The sequence below is a fragment of the Bacillus cereus group sp. BfR-BA-01309 genome, from assembly GCF_022664315.1.
Lineage (GTDB): Bacteria > Bacillota > Bacilli > Bacillales > Bacillaceae_G > Bacillus_A > Bacillus_A mobilis.
Map to the genome: position 1 here is coordinate 77,228 of NZ_JAKUHE010000005.1, position 25,965 is coordinate 103,192.

Here is a 25,965-nt window from a genome sequence, read left to right on the forward strand (position 1 = left end):
CTTTAACGACCTTCTTTCTCTTGCAAACGACTTACATACTCCATAACCATTTCTTCTGTAACATATTTACGCTGCAAGGTAACACCATTTTTTGCAAGAGCATTAATTTGCTTTGTTACAACATTAATGACATCAACCGAAAACTCTTTCCCATTTGACGCAAGAGATACGGCTGCTTCAATCGCTGCTTCACGCTGCGCATCTAATTGTAAACATGCTTTTACACTTTCATTTTGTTTACGAGAATGTGCTGTAATTGCTTTATGTACTTCCATCTTCTCTTCCCCCTAAATAAGTTATACGTTCTGATTCAATTCCATTGCAAGCCGAATCATATCACGGCATACAATCCCATTTTCAATAATCTCTTCTTCATAATGCTTCGAAAAGTAATCAAAATCAATAGAAAAAATACGAAATCCACATTTTTGATATAAAGCAAGTTGTGAAACACTAGAATTGCCTGTACCAACTTCAAGTTTTGACATACCATATCCTTTAGCAGTTTCTATGGCATGACTTACTAGCTTCTTCCCAATCCCTTTTCCTTGCAAATGCTCTACAACCGCAATATTCATAATTTCCATTGTCTTCGGCCTTGTTTCCAAAAGAACATATACACCGATAACTCTCTCCTCTTGCTTAGCTACATATGTTAAGCCTCTTTGTACATATGCATCAATTTGCCGCTCACTTGGATCAGCAAGCAATAATAAAGGTTTCGGTATAGCTTCTTTCGAAATATACTCTATTACTACACTCATAAAAAATTCCCCTTTCTCTATTGTTCTAATCCCTCCTTGTCTACCATAAGTAATAGAAAGGAGGGATTCACCATGGACAACAATGAGAAAAAATGCAACGTCATCTCCATTGATGGAAAGAAGAAGAAAAGCGACACGTATTCCTATCCAAAATTAGTAGTAGAAAACAAAACATATGAATTTTCTTCATTCGTCTTATGCGGTGAAACACCAGACGGCAGACGCCTCGTTCTTACTCATATGATTTCTACCGATGAATTTGCTGGGTTTGTCAAATCTTTAGATACAGTACTGCAAAAGAAAATTGAGCGCATCTTTTTCTCATAACGACTAGATCACATAAATTTCTTTTTCAATCTCCACTAACTGCTTTTGCAATTGTTCTTTACTTTGTTCATATAGTGATACATCAATCGTTTCAGCCAATGCAAATAATATACTTTCATAGTAGTTCATCACATCTTGCTGCATCACTTTTTGGAATAAGTTCCATTTCATATCCCATTCTTGCTCATAATGATGAACAAATAAATCTTTTTCATCAGCTACATAGTTTGATACGAAAGGCTCTAATACAACTTTAGCCTCTTCTTGCATGAAAGCTTTATCATTTTTTTCAAAAAAGCTTTTTTCATTTTTAAAATGTGCCAATGCTTTTTTGAAATCTTTTATTTCAACTGATGGGAACGGTTCTTTATGTGTAATATCTTTATATTCATAATCCACTGTTCCACTCATAGAAATTGATTCATTTTCTACTTTACAGTTCACCACAATTTCGTTCTTTGCACGTTTCATCGCTTCATCTATCCATTTTTCAAGACGTAATGATGTCGCACGCATTTCTTGTAATAAATCATGCTGAATAAATGCTACTAATTCCATAACACACTGTTGCAACTGTACTTTCACATTTCCATCCGTTCGAAGAGATGCTGGATTAATAAATTCAGTAAACACATCGTTATAGCGTAGGAATAGACGCTGTTGCACGTAATACAGCAATTCTTTCACTTCATTTTGCATCGCCTGCTCTTCAGCAAGCACACTATATGATGAAATAATATGAAGTAGTTGATCACGCTCTGCTTCATATTTTTTCGTTTGCTTCTCTTTCTCTTCATTCCCCTGCTTTGCACCATTTATCATATTTACTAAAAGCTGATCTGCTCCTTGCAATGCACCATATAAAGCATGAACAGATACGAGCATTAAATCTCTCATCATAAAGGATGTAAATGATTCCTCGAACTTCGCAATCCCAGAGTTTTGTAAAATACCGTACTTTTCTTTTTCAATATTCTTTCCTTGTTTCTCTTCAAGCGCACATAAACTTGAAATTGCGAATAAACGTGGATTTCTAATACCGTATTGCAGTAGCTGATCTGCGATATACCCTTTTACCATTTCAAGTTCTTCTTCAGACTCTGCTAAATCGGCCGCATTAATTAAGAAGAACATTTTATCAAGAGCAAACGTATCCTTTACACGACCAAGCTGGATTAAGAATTCACGGTCAGCACGAGAGAACACATGATTATAATACGTTACAAATAAAATAGCATCCGCGTTTTTAATATACTGGAACGCAACGTCCGTATGGCGGGCGTTAATAGAATCCGCTCCCGGTGTGTCTACAAGCGCTACTCCTTGCCTTGTTAAAGCACAATCATAATACAGCTCCATGTACTCAACAAAACATGATTTTTCTTCATTCGCTACATAATCAGAAAACTCTTCTAATGTAACTTGTACTTGCTCTCCTAAATGAGCAGAAACCGTATCATACCCTTTTTGTACCGCTCGTAAAAAGCTAAATGTTGTTTTTTGCTTCCCAGTTGGTGAAGGGTATTTCATAATTTTATCAATTTGTGCTAACGCTTCATCTAACGTAGTAATCTCATAATGAAAAAGCTTATAAACAGCTTTCATATCTTCTAATAGAGCTTGCTTTGATTTAAATTGAACGATTACTGTTCCATGTGGTTTTTCCTCTGTAACTGGCAAAATTTGATTGATCGTTGCCGTCGTCGGATTTGGTGACACAGGAAGCACCTTCTCACCAAGCAATGCATTGGCAAATGATGATTTCCCAGCACTAAAAGCTCCGAATAACGCTACTGTAAATTGTTTCGTTTCCACACGACGCCTTTTTTCTATTACCTCTTGTTGTACGTGTTTCAGCGCTGGCAATGGCTCTAATATCGTTTCAGCTTTCTTCACTTTCTCTAATATACGCTGAATATTTAAAGCTGCCGTTCCTTTTATCTCTTCCTCACGGGCCATTACGTTACTGTTTACACTTTCCTGTTCTTGTAGTGTGAATTTCTCACTAACGATTTGTGTTTTGCTTTGCAATATCTCCTCTATTTGCAATCCTTCTGGTGTAGCAACATGCTCGTGCCAAACATTTTGTAAATAACTTTCATATGTCTCTAAATTGTTACTGTATTGCAATTTCGTTTCTTTTGCCGTTTGCAACATCGTATATTTTTCTATCTCTTCTTCAATACGAGTAACTTCTTCCTTCACTTTTTGCTTTAAAACAACTGCACTTTTATCAAAAATTTGCTGTGCTTTTGTAAAATAACGTTTCTTCAGTTCATTCGCTACATCCGCTGTATAAAGAAGTAAGTAATCACCTGTGAAACCTGCTCCTTGTTTAATGACTTCAGCTAACATTTCTGGTCCGAAAGCTATTTCTAAAGCATATATGTCTTTCCCAATTTCCTCTGTAAACAATCCTTCTTCTTTTAAGAAGGTAACAATAAATTCTTTCACATGGAAATCAAGTTGCGTTTCAACAATCTTTTGTAAGGCAGAATAAAAAGCATCTAAACGTCTCTGTTTTTCTTGCTCCGTCTTTCCTTTCGCAAATAGCAAACCGACCTTAAACTTAGTTAACTTCGTTTCTAAATACGTATTTGCCAATTCTCTCATTTCAAATGGCATTAAATACGCGTTATCTAATATAGCTTGTAAGCCTTTTATAAATTCGTTTCTCACATGAGATTCTTTACTAGCCTCGCGATGTTTAGTTTCCGTTAGCTCTTCTTTCTTTTCCACTATCTCTGAAATAGAAAGCGGTGATGCTAACTCTTCCTCATATTTCAAAAGAGCTTTTTCATTTTCAGAAAGAATAAACGAGAAATGTTCTCCCATTAAATATTCTGTTTCTCGCTCCATTCCATCTCTTACATACTGCTCTTTTTCTTTCATAATAGAAGTAATTAATGTTTCTAAGCTTCCAATTTCATTATGTGTATGGTTCATCATTCGTAATGAAGTATAATACACTCCATCTACTTCAATATCCCAGTTAGAGAACGATTGTTTTACACTATCTTTATAATCCTCAAATGATAATTCATTTTCTTTATGTTTATCTATTTGATTTACAACGAGATAAACCGTTTTATTACGTTGTTTCAATTCTTTAACAAATTGTAAATTCACTTCTGATTGGACGTGATTATAATCCATCATATAAAAAATTACGTCTGCTAGATGCAGCGTTGATTCTGTCGCTAGTTGGTGGGCATCATCTGTTGAATCAATCCCTGGTGTATCAACTAACATCACACCCTCAGGAATTGGCGCATCATTCCGATAAATGTGAACACCAATTACCTCATCACCGTCTTTACAAATTTGTTTTAATTCTTCAGCTGAATATGCACCGTCATACTCGTACTGTTCTCCAGATTTAACCGTTACGACAACACGATCCATCCCTTTTTCAATTTTGACAACGTTAGCGCTTGTCGGAATTGGACTTGTCGGTAACAACTGCGCTTTATATAGATGATTCATCATCGTTGATTTCCCTGCAGAGAAGTGACCGCAGAACGCTATCATAAGCTGCTCTTGCTTATATTTTTGAATCACCTCAAACAACTTTAAACTATTCTCTGCATCGCCGTGTTTTTGCCACTCTTCATAAAAACAAACAAGTTTTTTCATACCGTTTGTCTGTACTATGTTTGTCATCCCCTTGTTCCCCTTTATCCAAGATGTATATACTTTTCCCCGCTATTTGCGAGCTCGTAATCAGTGAGAGTTACACCTACCCATTGATTACCGTTTCACTTTACTATCATACTAAATTTTCAGCATATTCTCATTAAAAATAAAAAATCCCTTTCATTCTTTTTAGAAATGAAAGGGATTTTATGTCATATCACTCATTTTGCTGTTCCTACTCCATTTAAAACATACTTTGCAATAACTGCATATACAGCGACTGTACCTGCTACTAATGCATATACCATACTCATGCACCAACCTTTTTTGATAATGATTATCACTTTTAAATACATTTTATCATTAAAGAGAATCATTATCAACACTTTTCATAAAGAAAGCCCCTTATAAGAAGGAGCTTTACTGCCTGTTTTGAAGAAGGTTAAAACTTGTTGTGCACTCTTATTATATCTCATCTTACATAACTTAATAGTTAAAAAAAATGGAAATCTACCCTATACCCTCCACCTTACATTTTGTATAATAAAAGGGAATTACTTAACAAGGAGGAAAATAATGACACAAAATATTGGACAAGGCGAGAGGATACACTCCATCGATATTATTAGAGGAATAGCTGTATTAGGTATTTTTCTTGTAAACTGGCCTGTTATCGCCGGGATTGACTCACGTGATATTTCAGGGATTTACGAAGGGATAGACAGCTACATTCGCCTATTTTACGATATGTTTATTCAAACGAAGTTTTATACTATCTTTTCGTTTTTATTCGGCCTAGGCTTTTACATTTTTATGACTCGCGCTGAAGCGAAAACAGATCGACCAAAAACTTTATTTGTTCGTCGCTTACTTATTTTATTATTATTCGGTTTCTTACATTACGTTCTTTTATGGGACGGAGACATTTTACATAGTTATGCAATCGCTGGATTTTTCTTATTTTTATTTTATAAGAGCAACCCACGTACTATTTTAATATGGTCAATTGTACTATTAAGTTTCATGCAATTGTTCACATTATTAGGTTCTCTTCTCATGCTATTAGTGCCGGTAGATGAACTAGGTCTTTCCACCGCAATTATGCCGTTAGAAAATTGGAGCTTACAAATTACAGACAGATTCCATTCTTTCTATTCTGAAGCAATAAGTAACAGCCTTATTATGCTCCCTGAAACACTAGGATTGTTTTTACTAGGATTATATGCTGGTAAAAAAGACATTTTCCGCCGTGCTAAAGAATTAGATCCAAAGCTTAGAAAATGGCAAATCATTATGTTCATTTTAACATTACCGATGTGGTTTATTATGATTTATTTCTTTATGAACAATCAACCATACACACCATTTTCACTTATGGGTATTACGATGATAAGTGGAAAAACATTATTCATCTTCTACATTGTCACGCTTATGCGTTTATTACAAAAAGAAAAATGGCAAACATTATTACGTCCGTTCCAATACGTTGGTCGAATGGCGTTAACAAACTACATTTCACATACAATCGTCACGTTACTTGTATTCGGACTATTGTTCAAAAATGATTATCTTGCTCCATTATGGATAGGACCACTATTCTGCGTCGGTTTCTACACGTTACAAATCTTTATTAGCCGCTGGTGGCTATCACGCTACCAATACGGGCCACTTGAGTACATTTGGCGTCTTGGTACGTACGGGAAAATGATGCCACTTAAAAAGAAAAGCAAGGTCTCATAACGAGACCTTGCTTTTTTACGCTTCTCTTACTGCACTTTGCATCGACACTGGCTCTTCTTTTACTTTCACTTTACGCTGCGGCACCATATTAAATACGATATTTAAAAGTACTGCTGACGCACTTCCAAGTACAATTCCGTTATCTGTTAAAATACGAATACTTTCTGGAAGTTGCGAGAATAATGTAGGAACAACTGTAACTCCAAGTCCAATTCCTACAGAGCATGCAACGATTAATAAATTTTCTTGTCTTCCAAAATCAACACTACTTAACATTTTAATACCATATGCCATTACCATACCAAACATTGCTAACATTGCACCGCCAAGTACTGATTTCGGGATAATAGTTGTAATAGCTGCGATTTTTGGAATGAAACCAAGAACGATTAACATACCACCACAAGTATAAATAATAACGCGATTTCTTACTCCAGTTAATTGAACAAGTCCTACGTTTTGAGAGTATGTTGTATATGGAAACGCGTTGAAAATACCACCTAATACCATCGCTAATCCTTCTGCGCGATAGCCTTTTGTTAATTCTTTTTCACCGATCTTTTTATTGCAAATATCAGATAATGCAAAGTAAACACCTGTTGCTTCTACAATCCCTACGCAAGCAACTAAGATCATCGTAATAATTGGCGTCAATTCAAATGTTGGTGTACCGAAGTAAAATGGCTGAATACCATGGAACCAATCAGCCTCTCCAACCGCTTGCAAGCTTACTTTCCCCATAAATGCTGCAACAATTGTGCCGAACAATAGACCTAGTAGAATAGAGATCGAACGGATAAATCCGTCAAAGAAACGATACATAATGATGATAAATAGTAACACACCAAATGCTAATGCTAAATTTTCAAGACTACCGAAATCCTTGCTTCCCACTCCTCCAGCCATATCATTAATTGCCGCTGGAACAAGTGTAACTCCAATTACGGTAACGACAGACCCTGTTACAACTGGTGGAAACAGTTTTACAAGCTTTCCAAATAATTTCGCAAAAATAACAACGAATAACCCGGCAGCAATAATTGCTCCATAAATAGAAGACACGCCGTATTGTTTTCCGATTGCAATCATCGGCCCAACCGCTGTAAATGTACAACCAAGCACAACTGGAAGTCCAATACCGAAAAAGCGATTTGATAATGCTTGTAAAATTGTCGCAACGCCGCACATTAATAAATCAATTGAGACTAAATATGTTAACTCTTTTTGATTTAAACCAAGTCCACCGCCCACAATAAGCGGAACGATAATTGCACCAGCATACATAGCAAGCATATGCTGCATACCAAGCGATGCGATTTTAAATGGATGTTGCTTCATCGCTTATTTCACCTCCGCAGTTTCATGCTGTACAAATGTAACTGTGCCGTTATCAAGTGATGCAATTTCTGCTAGTGACTCAACACGAACTCCTTGTTCACGCAGCTTCTTTCCTCCATCTTGAAATGCTTTTTCAATAACAATACCAATACCTGCAATACTTGCTCCTGCTTGCTCTACTAAACTCATTAAACCTAAAGCAGCCTGACCGTTTGCTAAAAAGTCATCGATAATTAAAACGCGATCAGTTTCATCGATATGATTTCGAGATAATGAAATTTCATTCGTTTCTTGCTTCGTAAATGAGTATACGTTTGCAACGTACATATTATCTTGTAACGTTAACGATTTACGTTTTCTTGCAAAGATTACTTTTACACCAAGCTCTAATGCAGCCATAACTGCTGGTGCAATGCCTGAAGATTCAATCGTCACGATTTTTGTAATGTTCTCTTCTTTAAAACGTTTAGCAAATTCTTTTCCGATCTCTTGCATAAGTACTGGGTCAATTTGATGATTTAAAAATGCATCTACCTTTAATACGTCACCAGATAAAACCTTTCCTTCGTTCAAAATCTTTTCTTGTAATACTTTCATGTTTGTTCCCCCTCTTATGCAATAAAAAACTCCAAAAGCCGCCACCACTCGTTACAAGTGAGAGACGCGCTTTTGGAGTTTCGCAAAAAAGAATGCTAAACAAGCAATATATTCGTCCTCACTCATAGTCAAAGTATTTACGGTACTTCGGTAGAAACTTGCAGGCCATATCCCCGCGATTATATGAGTGTAGCTAACTATTTATTTTATAGAAGGATTATAACGCACTTTTTACATTTTGGAAAGCATTTATTAAAAAAAACACGTACAAATTTTATAAAAACAATATTTTCGTTCGATTTTTGCAAACTCTTACATTTCTTATTAAAGCTTCGTTAAAATGATTGGACCATCTTTCGTAATCGCAATTGTATGCTCATATTGAGCTGATAATTTACTGTCCATCGTTCTTGCAGTCCATCCATTTAAATCTACTTTAGAATAGCGCATACCTACATTTACAATGGGCTCAATTGTAATTACCATTCCTTCTTGTAGCTCGGGTCCTTGTCCTTGTTTACCAAAATGAAAAATTGCTGGTTCTTCATGAATCTCTTTACCGATCCCATGTCCTGTAAAGTCTCTGGCAACAGAAAAGCCTTCACTTGCTACATAATTTTCAATTGCATAGCCAATGTCCCCTACATGATTACCGATTACTGCCTGGTCAATCCCTTTATACAAAGCATTCTCAGCTACTACTAATAACCTTTCTGCTTCATCAGAAACTTTTCCAACTCTATACGTCCAAGCAGAATCTGAAAGACCACCATTTAAGTTTACTACCATGTCAATTGTTACAACATCACCCTCAGTTAAAGGAATATCGGCCGGAAACCCATGACACATTTCATCGTTTACAGATGCACATATCGCATATGGATACCCGTTGTAACCTTTCTGCTGAGATATTGCACCATGCTTTTCTAAATATGTTTCAACAAACATATCAATTTCTTTGGTCGTAATACCTGGTTTCATCATTTTCGCAATTTCCCTATGACATGAAGCAAGTAATTTCCCAGATTCGTGCATCAAATCTATTTCATTTTTCGTTTTAATTGTAACCACGCTACCTCTCCTTGCTAAACTACTATTTGCTACTAAAGTTCAATCATACACATCCTCTGTCAAAATTTCAAAACTCCCAATTACAACACGTGCAAAAATATGTATCATATATTTTTAAGGCAAAATAAAAAACTGAAAATCCCCTCTGTTTTTTAGTTATTTTTACATATATAACTCATTCTCAAAAACTCAAAACAACTGCCATTCGTCTTCTGAACAAACGTACCAACTGCTTCAAATCCTGCTCTTTTATACACTTTGATTGCTCTCTCATTAAATGTCGCTACTGATAACGTTATATAATTGCATCCGTATTTTTCTTTACTAAAAGCTAGTCCAGCGTTTATGAACTGTAATCCTAATCCATTTCCAGTTATATCAGGTTTCATTCCAAGACCTATATCAACCGCTCCATCATTTATTTTACAAACAGTTAAAAAACCAATTAAAGCGCCATTTTCCTTCACAGAAAATGTATGATCTCCTCTACTCTCATCATGTAAAAACTCAGCTAAATCTTCTTCATCTGCCTCTATATTGTAAAAAGAATATTTCCCTTCATAATGCCAGTTATATGCAATTTCTTCTGCTTCTTCTTGCGTCATTACTGTATATGTATACATCATTCTTCTCCCCCTTTAAAAAAAGAGCTGCAATTAAGCAGCTCTTTTTTATAACTCATAAATTTCTTTATACTTCGCTTCTAAATAATCCGCTAAGTAGTTTGCATTTAACCCTTCACCTGTCACATCTTTTAAAATTTCAAGTGGCTTTTTCGTTTTACCGTATTGGTGAATATTTTCTGTTAACCATTCACGAATTGGCGTTACGTTTCCTTCTTCTAATAATGCATCAAAGTTCGGAATGTCTTTTAACATTCTTTGCTTAAACTGTGCTGCATACATATAACCAAGCGCATAAGATGGGAAGTATCCAAATGAACCACCAGCCCAGTGAACATCTTGCAATACACCTTGCGCATTGTTTTCCGGACGAATGCCTAAATATGCTTCCATCTTATCATTCCAAGCCGCTGGCAAATCCTTCACTTGTAAAGTACCATCAAATAATTCTTTCTCAAGTTCATAACGAACCATAACGTGAAGCGGATACGTAAGCTCATCTGCTTCTATACGAATGAATGATGGCTTCGATTCGTTAATCGCATCATAAAACTCGTCTACTGATATATCATTGAATTGGCCATCACTATACTCTTTTAATAAATCATAATTTTTCTTCCAGAATGATTTATTACGACCGATAAAGTTCTCAAAGAATAATGATTGTGACTCATGAATACCCATAGATGTTCCACTACATAGCGGTGTACCTTCAAATTTTTCTGAAATATTTTGTTCATATACAGCATGACCACATTCATGAATTGTTCCAAACACAGCCATACGGAAATCTTTTTCGTCATAGCGTGTCGTAATACGAACATCCCCTCTATTTAATGTAATCTCGAATGGATGTACCGTTTCATCAAGACGACCTGCTTCAAAGTCATAATTCAATTGCTTTAATAGCTCTAATGTAAAGTTTTTTTGTTTTTCTTTTGAAAAATGTTCTGATAAAGCACTTGTCTTTAGTCTCTTTTGTGACTCCGATATTTCTTTTACGAGCGGAACGATACGCTCACGAAGCTGACCAAATACATGATCTAACACTTCTACTGTAATACCTGGCTCATACATATCTAATAATGTATTATATTTATATGTTTCGTAACCCCAATATGTAATGAATTTCTTTTTATATTCAACTATTTGTTCTAAATACGGACGGAACATTTCGAAATCAGATTTTTCGCGAGCCTCTTCCCACACACTTTCCGCTTTCGCTTCTAATTTCACATACGCTTCATATTCCGCTTGTGGAATTTTTTTATTTCTATCATATTCTTTACGACATTCTTCAACCATTTTCTTCGTCGTTTCAGAAAGTTTATCTTCACGTATTAAAGCTTCAAGTTCTGTTAAATAGTTCCCCATCTCATCTGAAGTCGACATTACAAATACTTCCGATGAAAGCATACCAATTACTTCTGAACGCTGGTCTACACCTTTTTTAGGCGCACCTGTTCTTAAGTCCCAAAACATTAAGCTTAATGCTTCTCCGTAATTTTGTATCTTCTTCACATATGTTAAAAATTGTTTTTCTACTTCATATGTAGCTACTGTCATCGTATAAAACCTCCCTTTTCTACCTCAAACTTAATTCGACATGGAAATCTAAATTCCTTTTATAATAGAAAAAAAGCTTGGCAAGCGCCAAGCTTTCTCCTTATAATTCTTTACCTTCTACTGGTAGTACGTTTTTCACCGCTTCTATCACTTTCTCATCTTCTGTATCAGATAAGAAGATTGATATAGCACCTTTATCGTCGCTTGTACGAATTAAACGTCCAATCCCTTGACGAAGACGTAAAATCATATACGGTACATCTACATCCCAGAATGGATCATTTACATGTTTACGCTTCGCTTCAAACACAGGATCGTTTGGAGGGAATGGTAATGACCAAATGATAACATGTGATAATGATGAACCAGGAATATCTAAACCTTCCCATAAATGAACGGCGCAAAGTACAGTCTCTTCTTCATTTTGGAAACGAGAAACGAGCTGACTAATTTCTTGATCCCCTTCATATAAGAACGGAACGGACATTTGTTCTTTACTTACATATTCTTTAAACGCTGCAAGTTCTTGTGTTGTACGGAATAATACAAGTGTACGTCCATTTGTTTTCTGTATATTTTCAAGTGTATATTGACACTTTCTTTCCCATTCATTTTCTTTCGTATGCGATAGTAAGTTTACTGCCATTTGCTCCTCATAATCAAACGGTGAAGCAACTGAGAATGATAAGTAATCTTTTACCCCTAGGCTATTTGCTGTAAATGCGAATGAATCGTTATTAGATAATGTAGCAGAAGAGAAAATATACGGGATTTTCTTCGAGAATACTTTCTCTTGTAATACTTCTTCAACTGCACGTGGCATAATCACTAACGTGAAGGCTCCATCACCTTCTTCACCCCATGTAATTACATTTTTCTCATGCATGAACAGACGAAGTGAATGTTCTAATACATCTAAATGTTCATCAACGATATTTAGGTCATACGTGTTTACTGTATGCATTTCACTTTCAAATACTAATGCATCGCCGACTTCACCAATTTTCGCATAAAGTCGCTTCGCTTCAGCAGTTACTTTTTCTGTCACAGTAATTTCTAAACGCTCAGAACCGGCAATTTCTTTTTTATTTTCTTGTAACACATCAAAGAATCGCTCTGTTTGCCAAATTGTTTCTTCTACTAAATGTGCAAACTCTTCACGAATATCGTTTTGCAACAATCTCGTTAAAAGTTGCTCCATCATCGTTTGCTTTAAACGATACGTTAAAGCTTTTTGAGCTGCATATTCTACAAGATGTCCTTCATCGAATACAACACAGCTACTTTCTGGTAATAACGGAATTTGCCCTTCACGTTTACGTGCATCGTACGTCCAAATATGATCCATGTAGAAATCTTGAGAACAAATAATTAAATCTGCCGCTTTACGATAATGTTCACGAGAAAGAGTTTGACCACAACGATGACGAGAATCACAAGTGAAGCAATCTTGGAAGTAATCCCAATTTACTTTTGACCATTCCTCATCATTTAAAAGCGGAAATTCTTTTCTGTCACCGTAGTGAGTAAAGTTTTGCATCGTACCATGGTCGAATACAAACTGCGGTAATTCGTAGTATACATCTTCAATTACTTCTGGAGCTCGTCCACTCATAACATCTTCAAGTTTACGTAAACATAAATAATTATCCATTGATTTCGCAAGTCTAACATCAACAGATAGTCCTAATGCTTCAGATAACTTAGCAATGTCCCCTTCTTCTTTCACAAGCTGCTCAATTAAAGTTTCATCAGCACAAGCGATAATAGCTGGTTTTCCAGTATAACGTGCATAGCAAATTGCATATAGAAGATATACAATCGTTTTCCCTGTTCCTACACCCGCTTCTGCGAACATTACCTTCTTTTCTTGGAAAGCACGTTCTAATTGAAACGCCATAAAAATTTGTTCATCACGCTCTTCAAAACCTTTTTCCGGAAGGATGTCGTAAAACACATCTCCAATCCACTCATTCAACTTATCATAAAAATTATCTTGTTTCCCTACTTCAAATGGTAATCTCTTCTCAGTAAACATCCTTAGCCTCCAACCAAAAAGTTTTTCTATAAAAAGATATAGCAACTGCTACTCATATGTGTGCAGCCACTTTCCCCTGTTGCCATACATAGAAATACACGAAAAAAAATTTTCCTTTCGAAAAAGGAAAATTTTCTTCTATATTAATGACTTTAAATACCGTTTATCAATCGCTGTTTCATGTGAAAGAGCTGACAAATATTCTTCTTGTGCTTTTTGTATTTCATCTACAATCACACCTTGACTATCCACTTCTTTTCCGAGCTCGTCATACGTACGGTGAATAGCTTTTTGAATCATTGATAATTGGAAACTATCCATACCACTTCCTCCTTTACGCACTACATAATAGCCAGTATATGCGTGCTGGAGGAGTTTTATACTATGAATTACGCGGTGGACGTTTTCCGAAGTATTGGTAGTAATCTGTACGGATAAATCCGTTAAACAGTTTACGTTTCTTCGATGCATCTTTTCCGTAACACTTTTCAAACGCTTCGTAACTTGTTAACACATACGCTGACCATGTGTCTAATGGGCGGAATACTTGTCCCATTTCTTTGTACAATTGTTCAACGAGTGCTTTTTCACTTAAACGTTCTCCGTATGGAGGATTCGTTACAACATAACCATAATCCTCTTTTGTCGTGAAATCTTTTACTTGCATTTGTTTAAATGTGATTAAATCACCTAAACCTACTTCTTCAGCATTATCTTGAGCAACTCGGATCATACGATGATCGATATCTGATCCAATGATTTGAAGTGGTTGATTGTAATTCGCTAAATCTTCAGCTTCTTGACGAGCTTCACGCCAGTTTTGTTTACCAACCCAGCCCCACTCATCTGATGCGAAACCACGGTTAAATCCTGGTGCGATGTTTTGTCCAATTAATGCTGCTTCAATCGGAATTGTACCTGATCCACAGAAAGGATCCACGAAAGGACGATCTGGCTTCCAATTTGTTAACTTAATTAAAGACGCAGCCAATGTTTCTTTTAATGGCGCTTCCCCTTGATCCATACGGTATCCACGTTTATGAAGTCCAACACCACTTGCATCAATTGTTAATGTTGCAATATCCTTGAGCATTGCGATTTCAATACGGAATAACGGACCATCTTCTTCAAACCAAGTTGTACGTTTATATGTTGTTTTTAATTTTTCAACGACAGCTTTTTTAACGATACGTTGGCAATCCGAAACACTGAACAACTCAGATTTTAATGATTTACCAATTACTGGGAACTCTCCGTTCTCTGGAATATAATCTCCCCAGTTTAATGCTTTCGTTTTTTCAAACAGCTCATCAAATGTTGTCGCTTTGAATTCGCCAACTTTAATTTTCACACGGTCCGCAGTACGTAACCATAAGTTCGTGCGACAAATCGCCTTTTCATCTGCTTCAAATGTTACTTTGCTGTTTTCCACTTGGCATTCATAACCAAGATCACGAACTTCTCGGGCAACTAATGCTTCAATACCCATTGCCGCTGTTGCAATTAAAGTAACTTTTCCCATTTGCATTCACCTCTTATGTATAGTCAAACAATAATTAATAGCAATTTGTCCTATTAATCATTACATTTTACGAAAATTTTTCTCATTAACCATTTTAACTCATAATTTATAACTTCATACAAATAAAAAGCCCTCCTCTAACAAAGGAGAGCTGAGTTATTTCATAGTTGGTTCATAACGTTCTGTAAGCCATGTTCTGTTCCTTTGTACTGCAAACGGCCCACGCCTCGTACTCCGGTGGCAATCATCTATCTACAGGTTATACAACCTGTCCTTTCCCATCGTTCATTTCCTTGGAAAAGATTCCCCTACCATTATTTGGGTTTCTCGCTCGTGGGGTTTACCTCGTTCCACTCCTATCATTTCTTCAAGGACTTCGTCACTGTGGCACTTTAAAGGTAGTCAAACCATATCCGAAAGGACTTAGGTTTTTTCCCTGCCGTTAAACCAGCCTTACAGCCAGAATACCCTAGCTTATGAATTGGCTAGGCACGAACACTACAGCCATCTCAGGCCGTGCGAGCATGGACTTTCCTCTACAACGTTGGCGTTGCAGCGATTACCCAAACGTTATGACATCCATTAGTATAGTGGAAACAAAAAGATTTTGCAATGTTTTTTTCTATGTAAAATGCTTTAACCTTTTTACCACTAGAAATTATTCGTATAACTTACTTCCAAACACAGCTTTTTCTAAATTAGATAGACGTTTTAAAATGTCCGTATTCGTGTTGTTATAAACCGGTTGTGCAACTGGTGTTTGTACAACTGGTTGTTGTGGCACTTGCGTTGCTACTAGTTTTTGTTCCTCTAATTCACGCTTTAAACGAGCATTTTGTTGCTTTAATTGGTCAAACTCCTTGTGGAAAGCTTCATAGTCTTTAATGATCATATCAAGAAACTTGTCTACTTCTTCTTGTTGATAACCTCTCATGCCTGTTTTAAATTCTTTTTCTAAAATATCTTTCGCCGTTAATTTAATTTTATCCGAAATCATTTTCTTCACCTCAAATTTTTGCCAAAACTTTCATTACCTAAATTTTTTCAGAAACAATGCCTTTTGTCAATCATATATACGAGTACTATATTACATATTACTCAGCATTATTCCACTGTTCCTCTTCTATTATATCTTGTAAATCGGAAAAAAGAATAAAATAACTGTGATAATTTTCTATTTCTCCTTTTTTCTTTGCTGCCTCTACAATATATTTAGGACTCCCTGGTTTTTCTTCATCATATACAGCTAAAAGTGCATCACTTTTTTCAATAAAAAACTGATTTTTTAATTTAAATTGCTCTGGGCTTTCGTACTTCCGTTTCGTAATACTATCAATATGGTCTGCTTGAGAGAGAATATATTCGTAATATTCACGGTTATCTTCCTTCCAGCCTTCTTCCTGTTCTAAAAACGGAGTAAATACCGCTAATTTTAAATCTGGATATTCTACTTGAATGTCAAAAACAACTTCAGCAGCCCATAATTCAACCCCTAACTGCCCACTTATTATCACCCATTCCAAACCTTCTTCTACAAAAGTAGTTAATTTTCGGTGCAATGCTTTTTTTATACATTCCACTCCTGGATGATCATTTTTAAATATACCAAGTTCAAATGGCTTATATCCCGTTATAGCAATAACTTTCATATCAACACTCCAATTACAAAAAAAGAACTAGCTTTTCGCTAGTTCTAACATATCATTTACTTTTTAAACATTCCACCAACGTTTGGTCCAATATTTGGACCGAATGGTGATACGTTTGGTCCAATATTCGGTCCGAATGGTGATACGTTCGGTCCAAACGGAGATACATTTGGTCCTGGACCAAATGGAGATACGTGATGTCCATGATGTCCATGACCACATGGTCCACATCCGCCGCCGAATCCTGGATCGATTGGGTCTACAACATTTACATTCGAGTTTGTTTGCGGGAAGAAGTTTTGGTTTTTAATTTGTTGATGGTGTACATGTGTTGTATGCGTCGGGAAAATGTGTGGCACCACCGTTGTTGAAAAAGAATGTGTTACGCATTGTTTCGTCGGATGAATAACAGGAGCAGTTGTACAAATAGGTCCTGTAGGCTTATGCCCTCCAAAGCAAGGATGACAATGATGCATAGTTTTTTCTCTCCTCTCTCATAAAAAAAATCTGATTACACTTTACAATATGAGAAAGGAGGTTAAGCCGCTTGTTATATATACCCATTTATTACAAGGAAATTTGTCTAGTCCCCACTTCCTATACAATGTTTTTTATAGACAATCCTTCAAAATTACTTACCAAAAAAACCTCCAACTTGCTTTACAATACCTGTCACTTGATTCATCGCATTCATCATTTGTCCAGCTGTATTCATCATTTTATTTACATCATAGTTACCATCTGATGTTTTAAATTGAGAAACAAAACTAGAAAATTGACTCGGCTGCTGTTGTTGTTTTTGTTTATTCTGCGTCGGGTACGGCTGTTTTGGTGGATAAAACATCGCTTGCTGATTCGCATAGGGAGATGGTGGCGGCATATAATATTGCGGATCCATATAAGGCTGCTGTTGATTCATATATGGTTGCTGAGGTTGTTGAGCCTGATTTACATAAGACTGCTGTTGTGGTTGTTGCGTTTGATTCACATAGGGCTGCTGTTGTGGTTGTTGAGCTTGATTCACATAGGGCTGCTGTTGTGATTGCGGCGTTTGATTCATAAACGACACTTCAAATGGCTGGTAATAATTTTGATTTCCATAATGAGGCTCGAAAGGATACATATTATACCGTAAATATGTATCCGTATTATATTGGTACATATTTTGCTGTGCATATGGATTAGATTGCTGATATACGTTAGATTGTTGAAACATGCATTCTCTCCTCCTTCACATAAGTTTCTACATATATAATATGTACTTGTAAAATAATTTGTGTGACGGAGTATCTGTCTATTTTTGTCGGAAGTTTAAATTTTTAAAAAATTAAAAAAGAAAACCCTTCCATGCTATGATAATGAAGAAGAAGATTCTCATGGGGGAGGAATCAACATGGTATTAGGGGATTTAAAACAAGCGTTTTCTCAAAAAAAGGGGTATTACACAGAGAATGTAAATGAATTATTAGACTTTGCGAGACATTGGTATCTTGAAGGAAAAATATGCATTTCAGATTACCGAACATTAATAAAAGAATTAGAAATAAACGGTGCAACAAAACCTACAACTATGACAGAAGCATAAAAAAAACAAGAGGGTTTCCCCTCTTGTTACTTACATTGCTCAATTATATTTTGCAAAGTATACGAAATGGCTTGATGTGTTTCAAAGAATCGCTTACCTTTACCTTTATTTACAAAACATTGCAATACATTTGTCTGTAAATTATCGTACACTTGATCAATTTGCTGTACATGTATATACTTCGGTTTTTCTTCCTTAATCCATTTATAAGCTAATTCTTTCCACACCTTTAATTCCTCATCTACCCTATCTACAAATGGTTTCATATCCTTATAAAAATCGTACTCAATCATTTCTCTTTTTTTCACATTCGCTTCATTATTATACTCCATGAGTTTTTCTGAAGATTGTATTAATGCTTCATATTTCATTTTATTCCCACCTTATTATGCACTCACTACGACGTTTTGAAATGCCTTCACCCAATTCCCTTTTTCTTCGTGATGCACTAATTTATTTTCCATATGTTCAATATGCATTTCTGTTATCTCTATCTTATTGCATATTTTTTCACTCTTATCCTTCAATGCATGATTCATTCTAATCCCCATATTCATTTCCAGCAAATCGAGAGAACTTAACATTTGATCCATTGTTTTCATTACATCTTCCTTCTGAACCATCGCCATATACAAAACGCCCCCTTCTTTGCTTTTCCTTTGTCATGTAATTTCGCCGAATGATTCCTCACTCCTGCTCACATGACAAAACTAGTTGTTATTCGTCAAAGAAATCATTTTGTATGTCATTGATAGAAATGGTAACAATACAAAAAGGAGGTGTATGAAAATGGCAAAGAACAAAAAAGAAAAAAAGAAAAAACAAAACAAACAAAATAAACCCGAGACTGGAAATCCAAAGTTAGATGGTCCAAACTTCCCTGCTACATAAAGTGAAACTTTAGCACTTTTACAAAAAGCTAATTTCTGAAACATCCTTAATCTCTTATGTTCATTACGTTTTGAGATTAAATTTTTCGCACACATGGCAGGATTACTTCACATTAAGAAGTCCCGTCTTCATAAATGAAGACGGGACTTCTTTTCTATTATATCACGAACTCACCTATCCTTTTAACAAAACGATTTACAATAGAAGCAACATAGATTTGCTCCCTCTTTCTTTTATACCATTCTGTTATATCAACTTCCCCCTTATACCCTTCCAGTAAAAACAACTCATTTCTTTCCGTATCTCTACAAAACCAATCTCTCATGCTTATTTCCTTATGTGCAACGACAGGATAAACCTCTCTAAGGGCTGGCGTACAAGATTTTCTAATTTCTCTTACAAAACATTCATAGTCTGCTCTTGATCCTGTGTGTATAGTTTGCAATGCAAACCTATGGAATAAACTTTTATAATTCGGATGAAACAGTAAATCCGCTAATTTCTTCCCTAGTTCTATACGCTTTTGTAGCGTTTCAAATTGATACACTGAAAACCCATACATCCCCCCTTCAACGGTTGGAAAAATAACAGCACTTATATGAAGCATTTCTTGCAATTTAAAAAATGCAGTATGAAATACATGTTTTTTAAAATATGTATTCTCAATAACTGGTTTTTGAATTTTATTTTGCTCATTTATAATAAGCGCTGTCATGAGCCTACTTCTATCTTTTTTCTCCCAAAAATAAATCCATTCTTTTTCCATAAAAATTGATACGTTGAAATATTGTAACAAGTGGAATAGCGGTACTTGTCTCCTCTTACTTTCTTCGTATAACAATAGCTGAGGGAATGCATCTAAAAAAATAATCCAATTCGCTTCTTCATAAGTCAGAAACAAATGTTTTTTTACTGTTTGAGGTAAAACAGTAGCATAATACCTCCCTTTTAAATCAGTCATATTCCATCCAGCATTTCTTGAGACCATACTTGCTAAAAAAGCCCACCTAATTTCATCATTTCTTACATAATATTCTTGATAGGACTGTGTTCGAGAAATGTTGTCCATATTAGCTATTTCTATTTCCCTCTTAATGTTGTAAACAATTGCTTTCTCTTCTTCTGTACAAACCATATTTTTACGATATTGTTCAATTTTTTCATAATCATTCCATGTAAACATGAACTAGTCATCATACCTTTCTTCAAAAAGGTCACATCTTTTTTCATTTTTTGTTATAATCACCTTTGTAAGTAATTCTTAACAAGTTGGGAGTGGACACACTATGACCATTCGTTACCCAAATGGAAAACGGTACAATCAAGCTTCACAACCTCATAAAACACCAATTAAAAAACATACTTATAGTAATAGAGGTATGTCCCTTGAAGAGGAATTGAATGAAACAAATGAATATTACTTAACCCATAATATTGCATGCGTACATAAAAAACCTACACCTCTTCAAATTGTAAAAGTAGATTACCCCGCTCGAAGTGCTGCAGTGGTAAAAGAAGCGTATTTTAAACAACCTTCTACAACAGATTACAACGGTGTATATAAAGGGAAATACATCGATTTTGAAGCGAAAGAAACAAAAAATAAAACCAGCTTTCCACTTCAAAACTTCCACCTTCATCAAATTGAACATATGAAGCAAGTAATTGCTCATAATGGGATTGCATTTGTTATTATTAAATTTACACTTTTTGATGAACTTTATTTATTAGATGCAAAACATATTATTGCATTTTGGAATCGTCAAAATACTGGTGGACGAAAATCGATTACGAAAGAAGAAATAGAAGAGCATGGATCTTCATTATCATGCGGTTATCACCCTCGGATTGATTATATCCGTGTACTAGACACGGTTTATTTTTCGTGATAGAGTCATCACTAAGGCTCTTTTTTCGACTTTTGGGGGAGAGAATGAAAGGTAGGAGAAAGTATAATGTCAGATAATTATCGTTCTCGTACAGAACGAAATCATGTAAAAAATCAAAAGCAAGAAACAAATAAAGAGAAAAAACCAAAGAAAAAAGGCTCCTTTTTTAAAAAGTTCCTTATAGGTTGTCTACTTCTTGGTATCGTTGGTCTTGTAGCTAGCGTTTCCGCTTTCTTTGTTATGGTGAAGGACGCTCCAAAATTAGACAAATCAAAACTTGTCAATCCTTTATCAACAAAGTTTCTTGATAAGAATGGGAATTTTTTCTATGAATATGGTGCCGAAAAACGAACCCACGTTACGTATGATCAAATTCCAAAGGTAGTTGAAAGTGCATTCCTTGCAACTGAGGATTCACGTTTCTATGATCATAATGGAATTGATTTTAAACGAACTACAAAAGCAGTTATGGAAAATGTCACTGGAGGATTCGGATCTCAAGGTGGTAGTACGATTACACAACAAGTAGTCAAAAACTATTTTCTAACGATGGACAAAACTGCAAAGAGAAAAGTACAAGAATGGTACCTATCTTACAAATTAGAGCAACAATACTCTAAGCATGAGATTTTAGAAATGTACTTAAATAAGATTAACTTAGGTAACCGTTCGTATGGTATTGCAACAGCAGCCAAAAAATATTATGACAAAGATTTAAAAGACTTACAGTTACATGAAGCTGCAATGCTCGCTGGTTTACCCCAAGGTCCTAATATTTATGATCCAACAAAACCAGATAACGTTGAACGAGCTACACAACGTCGTAACGTCGTATTATCATTAATGAATCGACATGGTTATATAACAAAAGATGAAATGAATAACGCAATGAAAATCTCTGTAACTGAGGGTCTTCAACCATCTTCAGAAGTAACAGAGATGAAGTATCAAGCATTTTTAGATGCTGTTGTAAAAGAAGTTGAAAAAGAATATCCGGATGTAAATATCGGTTCAGATGGTTTAACGATCCACACAACACTTGATCAAGATGCTCAAGATTATGCTGATAAAATTATGGATGGTAATCTTATTAAGTATCCGAACGATCAATTCCAAGGTTCATTCGTATTTATGGATACACAATCTGGAGAAGTTCGCGCAATTGGAGCTGGGCGTAAAGAAAGTAAGTCTACTTTCAAAGGTCACAATATGGCCACTGATTTAAAACGCCAAGTTGGTTCAACAATGAAACCAATTTTCGACTACGGTCCAGCAATTGAGAATTTACAATGGTCTACATACCATCAATTAAATGACTCAGAGTATACGTATTCCGATGGTAAAAAAATACGAAATGCAACAAATAGTTATAAAGGTGACGTTTCACTACGTGAAGCTTTGAAAAAATCATTAAACATTCCGGCTTTAAAGACAGCCCAAGCGGTTGGCCTTCCTAAGTCACAAGCGTTTGCTGAAGGTTTGGGTATGACATTTAAAGACGGCAAAACGTATGAATCAACAGCAATTGGTAGTAACGATAGTTCACCATTACAAGTAGCGGGGGCATATGCAGCCTTTGGTAACGATGGGAACTACAATAAACCGCACTTCGTAAAAGAAGTTATCTTCCCAGATGGGAAAAAGAAAAGTTTTAAACCGAAAGAACAACGTGCGATGCAAGACTATACAGCTTACATGGTGACTGACGTTCTTCGTGACGTAGTAAAACCTGGTTCTGGCGGTACTGGTCCAACAGCATACGTTTCAGGTGTTGATGTTGCCGGTAAAACAGGAACACAAAACTTTGATGCAGACGTTATAAAAGAATATGGTATTCCAGCTGATGCAAACAGAGATAGCTGGTTCGCTGGATATACACCGCAATATACAATGGCAGTATGGACTGGTTACGAAAAAAATGGCCCAGAAAACTACATTAGTGATCGTTATACTAGAATTGCACAACAAATGTTCCAAGTAATGATGAGCAAATTCGCTACAGATAAATCTCGTTTCGAACGCCCTTCTTCTGTACAAGAATTATATGGTGAATTGTACGTAAAAGGTGCTAAGAAAGATGCGGTTAAACAAATTAAAGTAGATGCACCTAGTGGTCTTAATGTCGCTTTCGATGGCGCTAGCACAGTTACACTAAACTGGTCTGGACCAGCAGAAGTTGATGCGTATGCAGCAAGCTATAAAGCGACTGACGGTTCAAGTGGTAGCCTATCAATAAGTGGTACGACAGCTACTCTTGGTGGTATTAAACCAGGCGTTACTTACAGCTTCTCTGTAGTAGCGAAAAAAGATAACGGAACAAGCCCTGCAGTTGGTGCATCCTTCACTGCACCTGGCGGAACTCCAGATCCGAAGAAAGCTGAAGAAGAGGCTAAGAAGAAGGCTGACGAAGAAGCTAAGAAAAAAGCTGATGAGGAAGCTAAGAAAAAAGCTAATGAAGATAAACTAAAACAAGAAGAAGCTCAGAAAAAGACTGCTGAAGAACAGCGTAAACAACAAGAACAACAACGTAAACAACAAGAAGAAGCTCAGAAAAAGGCTACTGAAGAAGAAGCCGCTAGAAAGAAAGCCGAAGAAGAAGCTGCTAGAAAGAAAGCTGAAGAAGAGGCTGCTAGAAAAAAAGCTGAAGAAGAACAACACAAGCAACAAGAACAACAACAAAATACCGGAGGAGATACACCTCACGCAGACGGAAATGTTGTTACAACAGAGTTTTAACACAAAAAAGAAGTCCTTTCTCTTAACGAGAAAAGGACTTCTTTTTTGTTATCATTTTCTTTACATATAGCTTTTCTATTTCAATATACAACTGCGCTAACTGAATATAGGAATGATAATTATTCGGTTTCTTTATAATGAACGAATATCGCTCCATAAAATTAACTGGTTGTACTTCTAAATTATTCGTATAAGCTTCCAGTTCATTCAAACTATGAACAGGTTGCTCATTTAGCCAATATACAATCGATAACAAATGTGCCGCAAAAAGAATCATTGGACCTTCAGCTTCTTGCTTATTTCTGTTTCGAAATAGTGTAGCGATGTCTTCATGCTTACTTTTCCATACGTTCAACAGTACAGGAACACTATTTTCAATTTCATTCCACGGCTCATCTTGTCTTTCCATATCATATATAAAGTAAGTATTTTGTATGATTTCTTCAAAAGATTGTTCTGTATGATACGTAATCGAATCCATACTTTCTTTAAAAAATGGTAAGCACCGAAATTCTTTCGGTATTTCTATCACTCGCTCCATCCTTTATTTCCCCTTCATTCGCTTCTTTCCTTCACGACATACTTCTAGTAAGCGACACTCTTCACATTGTGGTCGCTGTGCTTTACAGTGATAACGTCCAAAGAAAATCATACGGTGATGTGTAACGCTCCATTCATCCATCGGAATTTTCTTCATTAATGTCTTTTCTACTTCTAACACCGAATCTTTCCATCTACAAATCGCTAACCGTTTACTCACTCTCTCTACATGCGTATCAACAGCAATTGCCGGAATGCCATACGCTACCGAAACAACTACATTTGCTGTTTTTCTCCCTACTCCTGGTAACTTCGTCAGCTCGTCACGATCTTCTGGAACTTTTCCATCATAATCATCCAGCAACATTCGGCACAATTTTTGGATGTTTTTTGCTTTATTTCTATACAACCCAATAGAACGTATATCTTGTTGTAACTCTTCTAGGGAAACACTTAAATAATCTTCTGGTGTTTTATATTTTTGAAATAAATTTTTCGTCACTTTATTTACAAGTGCATCTGTACATTGTGCAGATAATGCCACCGCAATTACTAATTCAAACGGATTATCATGAATTAATTCACAATGTGCTTCTGGATACATATCCGCCATTGTGTCTAAACAATAGCGAATTTGCGTTTTATTTAACATATACTTCCTCCTACATTACTGCTCCAACCAATTATAAAAAGGCACTTTCCCAGTAAATTTCGTCTCTTGTTTTGTCGTTTGCTGCGTTCGTTGTTGATTTGATCTAAATTTGCGTCCTTGGTTTTGGGCTTGATCTACTGTTTTAATACCATTCTTTTTCCACTCAAATAAAATACGATCAATATATCGGAAATTAAGCTTACCACTCATTACAGCTTCCCTGAGGGCCGCTTGAATTAAATTCGGATGATGTTGATCTTGATCTTCCCACATACCCAACGTTTCACATTCAAACGGAGAAAGTGGTCTTCCAAATTCTTTTTCAAATACTGTATATAAATTTACTTGCAGTTGTTTTATTTCTTTTTGTTCTTCCTCTACTGATTCATTCATTAAGAAATGCAATATTTTCTCCCATAGCGGTTGTAAAGAATAACTTTCACACATCATTGCTTCTGATTTTTGTCCACCTTCTAGTGATAAAAAACCTTTTTGAATCAATGCCTGAATGACTTCCATACATTTCATTTCTGTAATCGTCATCCGTTCTGAAATCTCTGACGGAGTCGGAAACGAATTGCCCGATTCTAAAAATGTGTGTACATGAAGTACAACCATAAATTCCATTTCATTTAACCCTAATTTTTTATAATGCATCATAAGTAATTTTGGAATTGCAATGCTTCCCTGCTCAAACCACTGTAACATCATTTTCTTTTTCATCACCAAACACCTCGCTCTCTAGTATAACACACCTTTCGCTATTTCTTTTTGCCACAATTCGTCAAAAAAACCTCCCTA

27 protein-coding genes, 1 other RNA gene and 1 riboswitch are annotated in these 25,965 nt (G+C 35.8%); of the genes, 6 read left to right on the top strand and 22 right to left on the bottom strand.

The window, feature by feature from the left end:
- Window positions 1–2: 2 nt before the first annotated feature.
- Entirely contained in the window at window positions 3–275 is a 273-nt protein-coding gene (locus tag MR115_RS11355; protein ID WP_016088583.1) for a YpbS family protein, read from the bottom strand.
- A gap of 21 nt (window positions 276–296) precedes the next feature.
- Window positions 297–764 carry a GNAT family N-acetyltransferase gene (locus MR115_RS11360; protein ID WP_097817807.1) on the bottom strand — a complete coding sequence of 156 codons (468 nt, stop codon included), beginning with the start codon at window positions 762–764 and terminating at the stop codon, window positions 297–299.
- Between the two features lie 72 nt (window positions 765–836).
- On the opposite strand from MR115_RS11360, the gene MR115_RS11365 reads away from it, so the two are divergent.
- Window positions 837–1,091, top strand: a complete 255-nt coding sequence (locus MR115_RS11365; RefSeq protein WP_000369740.1) for a DUF3931 domain-containing protein — start codon at window positions 837–839, stop codon at window positions 1,089–1,091.
- A gap of 3 nt (window positions 1,092–1,094) precedes the next feature.
- On the opposite strand, the gene MR115_RS11370 is transcribed toward MR115_RS11365, so the two are convergent.
- Window positions 1,095–4,754, bottom strand: coding sequence for a dynamin family protein (locus MR115_RS11370; RefSeq protein ID WP_242241290.1), 3,660 nt, complete (start codon window positions 4,752–4,754; stop codon window positions 1,095–1,097).
- Between the two features lie 549 nt (window positions 4,755–5,303).
- Here MR115_RS11370 and MR115_RS11375 point away from each other — a divergent pair.
- Complete coding sequence (locus tag MR115_RS11375; RefSeq protein WP_242241292.1) at window positions 5,304–6,467, top strand: DUF418 domain-containing protein; 1,164 nt, start codon at window positions 5,304–5,306, stop codon at window positions 6,465–6,467.
- 15 nt (window positions 6,468–6,482) lie between these two features.
- On the opposite strand, the gene pbuX is transcribed toward MR115_RS11375, so the two are convergent.
- The 13 genes from pbuX to MR115_RS11440 all read right to left on the bottom strand — a co-directional run bounded on the left by pbuX (window position 6,483) and on the right by MR115_RS11440 (window position 18,087).
- On the bottom strand, window positions 6,483–7,805 hold the full coding sequence (gene pbuX / locus MR115_RS11380; protein WP_000809227.1) for a xanthine permease PbuX: 1,323 nt from the start codon (window positions 7,803–7,805) through the stop codon (window positions 6,483–6,485).
- Window positions 7,806–7,808: 3 nt separating this feature from the next.
- On the bottom strand, window positions 7,809–8,402 hold the full coding sequence (locus MR115_RS11385) for a xanthine phosphoribosyltransferase (RefSeq protein ID WP_000866491.1): 594 nt from the start codon (window positions 8,400–8,402) through the stop codon (window positions 7,809–7,811).
- Window positions 8,403–8,507: 105 nt separating this feature from the next.
- Window positions 8,508–8,609: riboswitch (purine riboswitch) on the bottom strand.
- A gap of 117 nt (window positions 8,610–8,726) precedes the next feature.
- On the bottom strand, window positions 8,727–9,473 hold the full coding sequence (locus MR115_RS11390) for a type I methionyl aminopeptidase (RefSeq protein ID WP_242241294.1): 747 nt from the start codon (window positions 9,471–9,473) through the stop codon (window positions 8,727–8,729).
- Window positions 9,474–9,625: 152 nt separating this feature from the next.
- Entirely contained in the window at window positions 9,626–10,099 is a 474-nt protein-coding gene (locus tag MR115_RS11395) for a GNAT family N-acetyltransferase (RefSeq protein ID WP_242241296.1), read from the bottom strand.
- 45 nt (window positions 10,100–10,144) lie between these two features.
- A complete protein-coding gene (gene ypwA / locus MR115_RS11400; RefSeq protein WP_098597658.1) occupies window positions 10,145–11,662 on the bottom strand; it encodes a carboxypeptidase in 1,518 nt (505 codons plus the stop codon).
- Window positions 11,663–11,762: 100 nt separating this feature from the next.
- The gene (locus tag MR115_RS11405; protein WP_097817813.1) at window positions 11,763–13,700 is read right to left on the bottom strand and encodes an ATP-dependent DNA helicase; all 1,938 of its coding nucleotides are present in this window, start codon (window positions 13,698–13,700) and stop codon (window positions 11,763–11,765) included.
- Window positions 13,701–13,838: 138 nt separating this feature from the next.
- Window positions 13,839–14,021, bottom strand: coding sequence for a DUF3921 domain-containing protein (locus tag MR115_RS11410; RefSeq protein ID WP_000376898.1), 183 nt, complete (start codon window positions 14,019–14,021; stop codon window positions 13,839–13,841).
- A gap of 61 nt (window positions 14,022–14,082) precedes the next feature.
- Window positions 14,083–15,222: a THUMP domain-containing class I SAM-dependent RNA methyltransferase gene (locus tag MR115_RS11415; protein WP_000521229.1), complete on the bottom strand. Its 1,140-nt coding sequence runs from the start codon at window positions 15,220–15,222 to the stop codon at window positions 14,083–14,085.
- A gap of 180 nt (window positions 15,223–15,402) precedes the next feature.
- An RNA gene (rnpB, locus tag MR115_RS11420) (RNase P RNA component class B) lies at window positions 15,403–15,793 on the bottom strand.
- 87 nt (window positions 15,794–15,880) lie between these two features.
- Entirely contained in the window at window positions 15,881–16,219 is a 339-nt protein-coding gene (gene gpsB, locus MR115_RS11425) for a cell division regulator GpsB (protein ID WP_000622425.1), read from the bottom strand.
- Between the two features lie 97 nt (window positions 16,220–16,316).
- A complete protein-coding gene (locus MR115_RS11430; protein WP_242241298.1) occupies window positions 16,317–16,871 on the bottom strand; it encodes an SLOG family protein in 555 nt (184 codons plus the stop codon).
- Window positions 16,872–16,927: 56 nt separating this feature from the next.
- Window positions 16,928–17,347, bottom strand: a complete 420-nt coding sequence (locus tag MR115_RS11435) for a spore coat protein (protein ID WP_016109667.1) — start codon at window positions 17,345–17,347, stop codon at window positions 16,928–16,930.
- A gap of 155 nt (window positions 17,348–17,502) precedes the next feature.
- Complete coding sequence (locus MR115_RS11440) at window positions 17,503–18,087, bottom strand: YppG family protein (RefSeq protein ID WP_242241300.1); 585 nt, start codon at window positions 18,085–18,087, stop codon at window positions 17,503–17,505.
- A gap of 177 nt (window positions 18,088–18,264) precedes the next feature.
- On the opposite strand from MR115_RS11440, the gene MR115_RS11445 reads away from it, so the two are divergent.
- Window positions 18,265–18,456 (top strand): YppF family protein, encoded by a 192-nt coding sequence (locus MR115_RS11445; protein ID WP_000242661.1) that lies wholly within the window; start codon window positions 18,265–18,267, stop codon window positions 18,454–18,456.
- Window positions 18,457–18,482: 26 nt separating this feature from the next.
- Here the strand turns inward: MR115_RS11445 and MR115_RS11450 are convergent, their stop codons facing one another.
- Both MR115_RS11450 and MR115_RS11455 read right to left on the bottom strand, forming a co-directional pair.
- Window positions 18,483–18,827 (bottom strand): YppE family protein, encoded by a 345-nt coding sequence (locus MR115_RS11450; RefSeq protein ID WP_242241302.1) that lies wholly within the window; start codon window positions 18,825–18,827, stop codon window positions 18,483–18,485.
- A 15-nt stretch (window positions 18,828–18,842) separates the two neighbouring features.
- Window positions 18,843–19,085 carry a hypothetical protein gene (locus tag MR115_RS11455; RefSeq protein ID WP_063263228.1) on the bottom strand — a complete coding sequence of 81 codons (243 nt, stop codon included), beginning with the start codon at window positions 19,083–19,085 and terminating at the stop codon, window positions 18,843–18,845.
- A gap of 85 nt (window positions 19,086–19,170) precedes the next feature.
- On the opposite strand from MR115_RS11455, the gene MR115_RS11460 reads away from it, so the two are divergent.
- Entirely contained in the window at window positions 19,171–19,347 is a 177-nt protein-coding gene (locus tag MR115_RS11460) for a phage portal protein (protein ID WP_242241304.1), read from the top strand.
- Between the two features lie 157 nt (window positions 19,348–19,504).
- Here MR115_RS11460 and MR115_RS11465 read toward each other — a convergent pair whose 3' ends face one another.
- The gene (locus tag MR115_RS11465; RefSeq protein WP_242241306.1) at window positions 19,505–20,530 is read right to left on the bottom strand and encodes a DUF2515 domain-containing protein; all 1,026 of its coding nucleotides are present in this window, start codon (window positions 20,528–20,530) and stop codon (window positions 19,505–19,507) included.
- 103 nt (window positions 20,531–20,633) lie between these two features.
- Between MR115_RS11465 and recU the strand changes: the two genes are divergently transcribed.
- Window positions 20,634–21,236: a Holliday junction resolvase RecU gene (gene recU / locus MR115_RS11470; protein ID WP_242241308.1), complete on the top strand. Its 603-nt coding sequence runs from the start codon at window positions 20,634–20,636 to the stop codon at window positions 21,234–21,236.
- Between the two features lie 66 nt (window positions 21,237–21,302).
- The gene (locus tag MR115_RS11475) at window positions 21,303–23,972 is read left to right on the top strand and encodes a PBP1A family penicillin-binding protein (RefSeq protein WP_242241310.1); all 2,670 of its coding nucleotides are present in this window, start codon (window positions 21,303–21,305) and stop codon (window positions 23,970–23,972) included.
- 22 nt (window positions 23,973–23,994) lie between these two features.
- On the opposite strand, the gene MR115_RS11480 is transcribed toward MR115_RS11475, so the two are convergent.
- The 3 genes from MR115_RS11480 to dnaD are packed head-to-tail and all read right to left on the bottom strand — an operon-like array spanning window position 23,995 to window position 25,887.
- Entirely contained in the window at window positions 23,995–24,513 is a 519-nt protein-coding gene (locus MR115_RS11480; protein ID WP_242241313.1) for a YpoC family protein, read from the bottom strand.
- Window positions 24,514–24,516: 3 nt separating this feature from the next.
- A complete protein-coding gene (gene nth, locus MR115_RS11485) occupies window positions 24,517–25,164 on the bottom strand; it encodes an endonuclease III (RefSeq protein WP_097817821.1) in 648 nt (215 codons plus the stop codon).
- A gap of 15 nt (window positions 25,165–25,179) precedes the next feature.
- Window positions 25,180–25,887, bottom strand: coding sequence for a DNA replication protein DnaD (dnaD, locus tag MR115_RS11490; protein ID WP_242241315.1), 708 nt, complete (start codon window positions 25,885–25,887; stop codon window positions 25,180–25,182).
- Window positions 25,888–25,965 lie beyond the last annotated feature (78 nt).

Excerpts from the sequence above, each read along its gene's own strand:
- MR115_RS11355 (WP_016088583.1), bottom strand. The coding sequence starts at position 275 with ATGGAAGTACATAAAGCAATTACAGCACATTCTCGTAAACAAAATGAA.
- MR115_RS11360 (WP_097817807.1), bottom strand. The coding sequence starts at position 764 with ATGAGTGTAGTAATAGAGTATATTTCGAAAGAAGCTATACCGAAACCT.
- MR115_RS11365 (WP_000369740.1), top strand. The coding sequence starts at position 837 with ATGGACAACAATGAGAAAAAATGCAACGTCATCTCCATTGATGGAAAG.
- MR115_RS11370 (WP_242241290.1), bottom strand. The coding sequence starts at position 4,754 with ATGACAAACATAGTACAGACAAACGGTATGAAAAAACTTGTTTGTTTT.
- MR115_RS11375 (WP_242241292.1), top strand. The coding sequence starts at position 5,304 with ATGACACAAAATATTGGACAAGGCGAGAGGATACACTCCATCGATATT.
- pbuX (WP_000809227.1), bottom strand. The coding sequence starts at position 7,805 with ATGAAGCAACATCCATTTAAAATCGCATCGCTTGGTATGCAGCATATG.
- MR115_RS11385 (WP_000866491.1), bottom strand. The coding sequence starts at position 8,402 with ATGAAAGTATTACAAGAAAAGATTTTGAACGAAGGAAAGGTTTTATCT.
- MR115_RS11395 (WP_242241296.1), bottom strand. The coding sequence starts at position 10,099 with ATGATGTATACATATACAGTAATGACGCAAGAAGAAGCAGAAGAAATT.
- ypwA (WP_098597658.1), bottom strand. The coding sequence starts at position 11,662 with ATGACAGTAGCTACATATGAAGTAGAAAAACAATTTTTAACATATGTG.
- MR115_RS11405 (WP_097817813.1), bottom strand. The coding sequence starts at position 13,700 with ATGTTTACTGAGAAGAGATTACCATTTGAAGTAGGGAAACAAGATAAT.
- MR115_RS11410 (WP_000376898.1), bottom strand. The coding sequence starts at position 14,021 with ATGGATAGTTTCCAATTATCAATGATTCAAAAAGCTATTCACCGTACG.
- MR115_RS11415 (WP_000521229.1), bottom strand. The coding sequence starts at position 15,222 with ATGGGAAAAGTTACTTTAATTGCAACAGCGGCAATGGGTATTGAAGCA.
- gpsB (WP_000622425.1), bottom strand. The coding sequence starts at position 16,219 with ATGATTTCGGATAAAATTAAATTAACGGCGAAAGATATTTTAGAAAAA.
- MR115_RS11430 (WP_242241298.1), bottom strand. The coding sequence starts at position 16,871 with ATGAAAGTTATTGCTATAACGGGATATAAGCCATTTGAACTTGGTATA.
- MR115_RS11435 (WP_016109667.1), bottom strand. The coding sequence starts at position 17,347 with ATGCATCATTGTCATCCTTGCTTTGGAGGGCATAAGCCTACAGGACCT.
- MR115_RS11440 (WP_242241300.1), bottom strand. The coding sequence starts at position 18,087 with ATGTTTCAACAATCTAACGTATATCAGCAATCTAATCCATATGCACAG.
- MR115_RS11445 (WP_000242661.1), top strand. The coding sequence starts at position 18,265 with ATGGTATTAGGGGATTTAAAACAAGCGTTTTCTCAAAAAAAGGGGTAT.
- MR115_RS11450 (WP_242241302.1), bottom strand. The coding sequence starts at position 18,827 with ATGAAATATGAAGCATTAATACAATCTTCAGAAAAACTCATGGAGTAT.
- MR115_RS11455 (WP_063263228.1), bottom strand. The coding sequence starts at position 19,085 with ATGGCGATGGTTCAGAAGGAAGATGTAATGAAAACAATGGATCAAATG.
- MR115_RS11465 (WP_242241306.1), bottom strand. The coding sequence starts at position 20,530 with ATGTTTACATGGAATGATTATGAAAAAATTGAACAATATCGTAAAAAT.
- recU (WP_242241308.1), top strand. The coding sequence starts at position 20,634 with ATGACCATTCGTTACCCAAATGGAAAACGGTACAATCAAGCTTCACAA.
- MR115_RS11475 (WP_242241310.1), top strand. The coding sequence starts at position 21,303 with ATGTCAGATAATTATCGTTCTCGTACAGAACGAAATCATGTAAAAAAT.
- MR115_RS11480 (WP_242241313.1), bottom strand. The coding sequence starts at position 24,513 with ATGGAGCGAGTGATAGAAATACCGAAAGAATTTCGGTGCTTACCATTT.
- nth (WP_097817821.1), bottom strand. The coding sequence starts at position 25,164 with ATGTTAAATAAAACGCAAATTCGCTATTGTTTAGACACAATGGCGGAT.
- dnaD (WP_242241315.1), bottom strand. The coding sequence starts at position 25,887 with ATGAAAAAGAAAATGATGTTACAGTGGTTTGAGCAGGGAAGCATTGCA.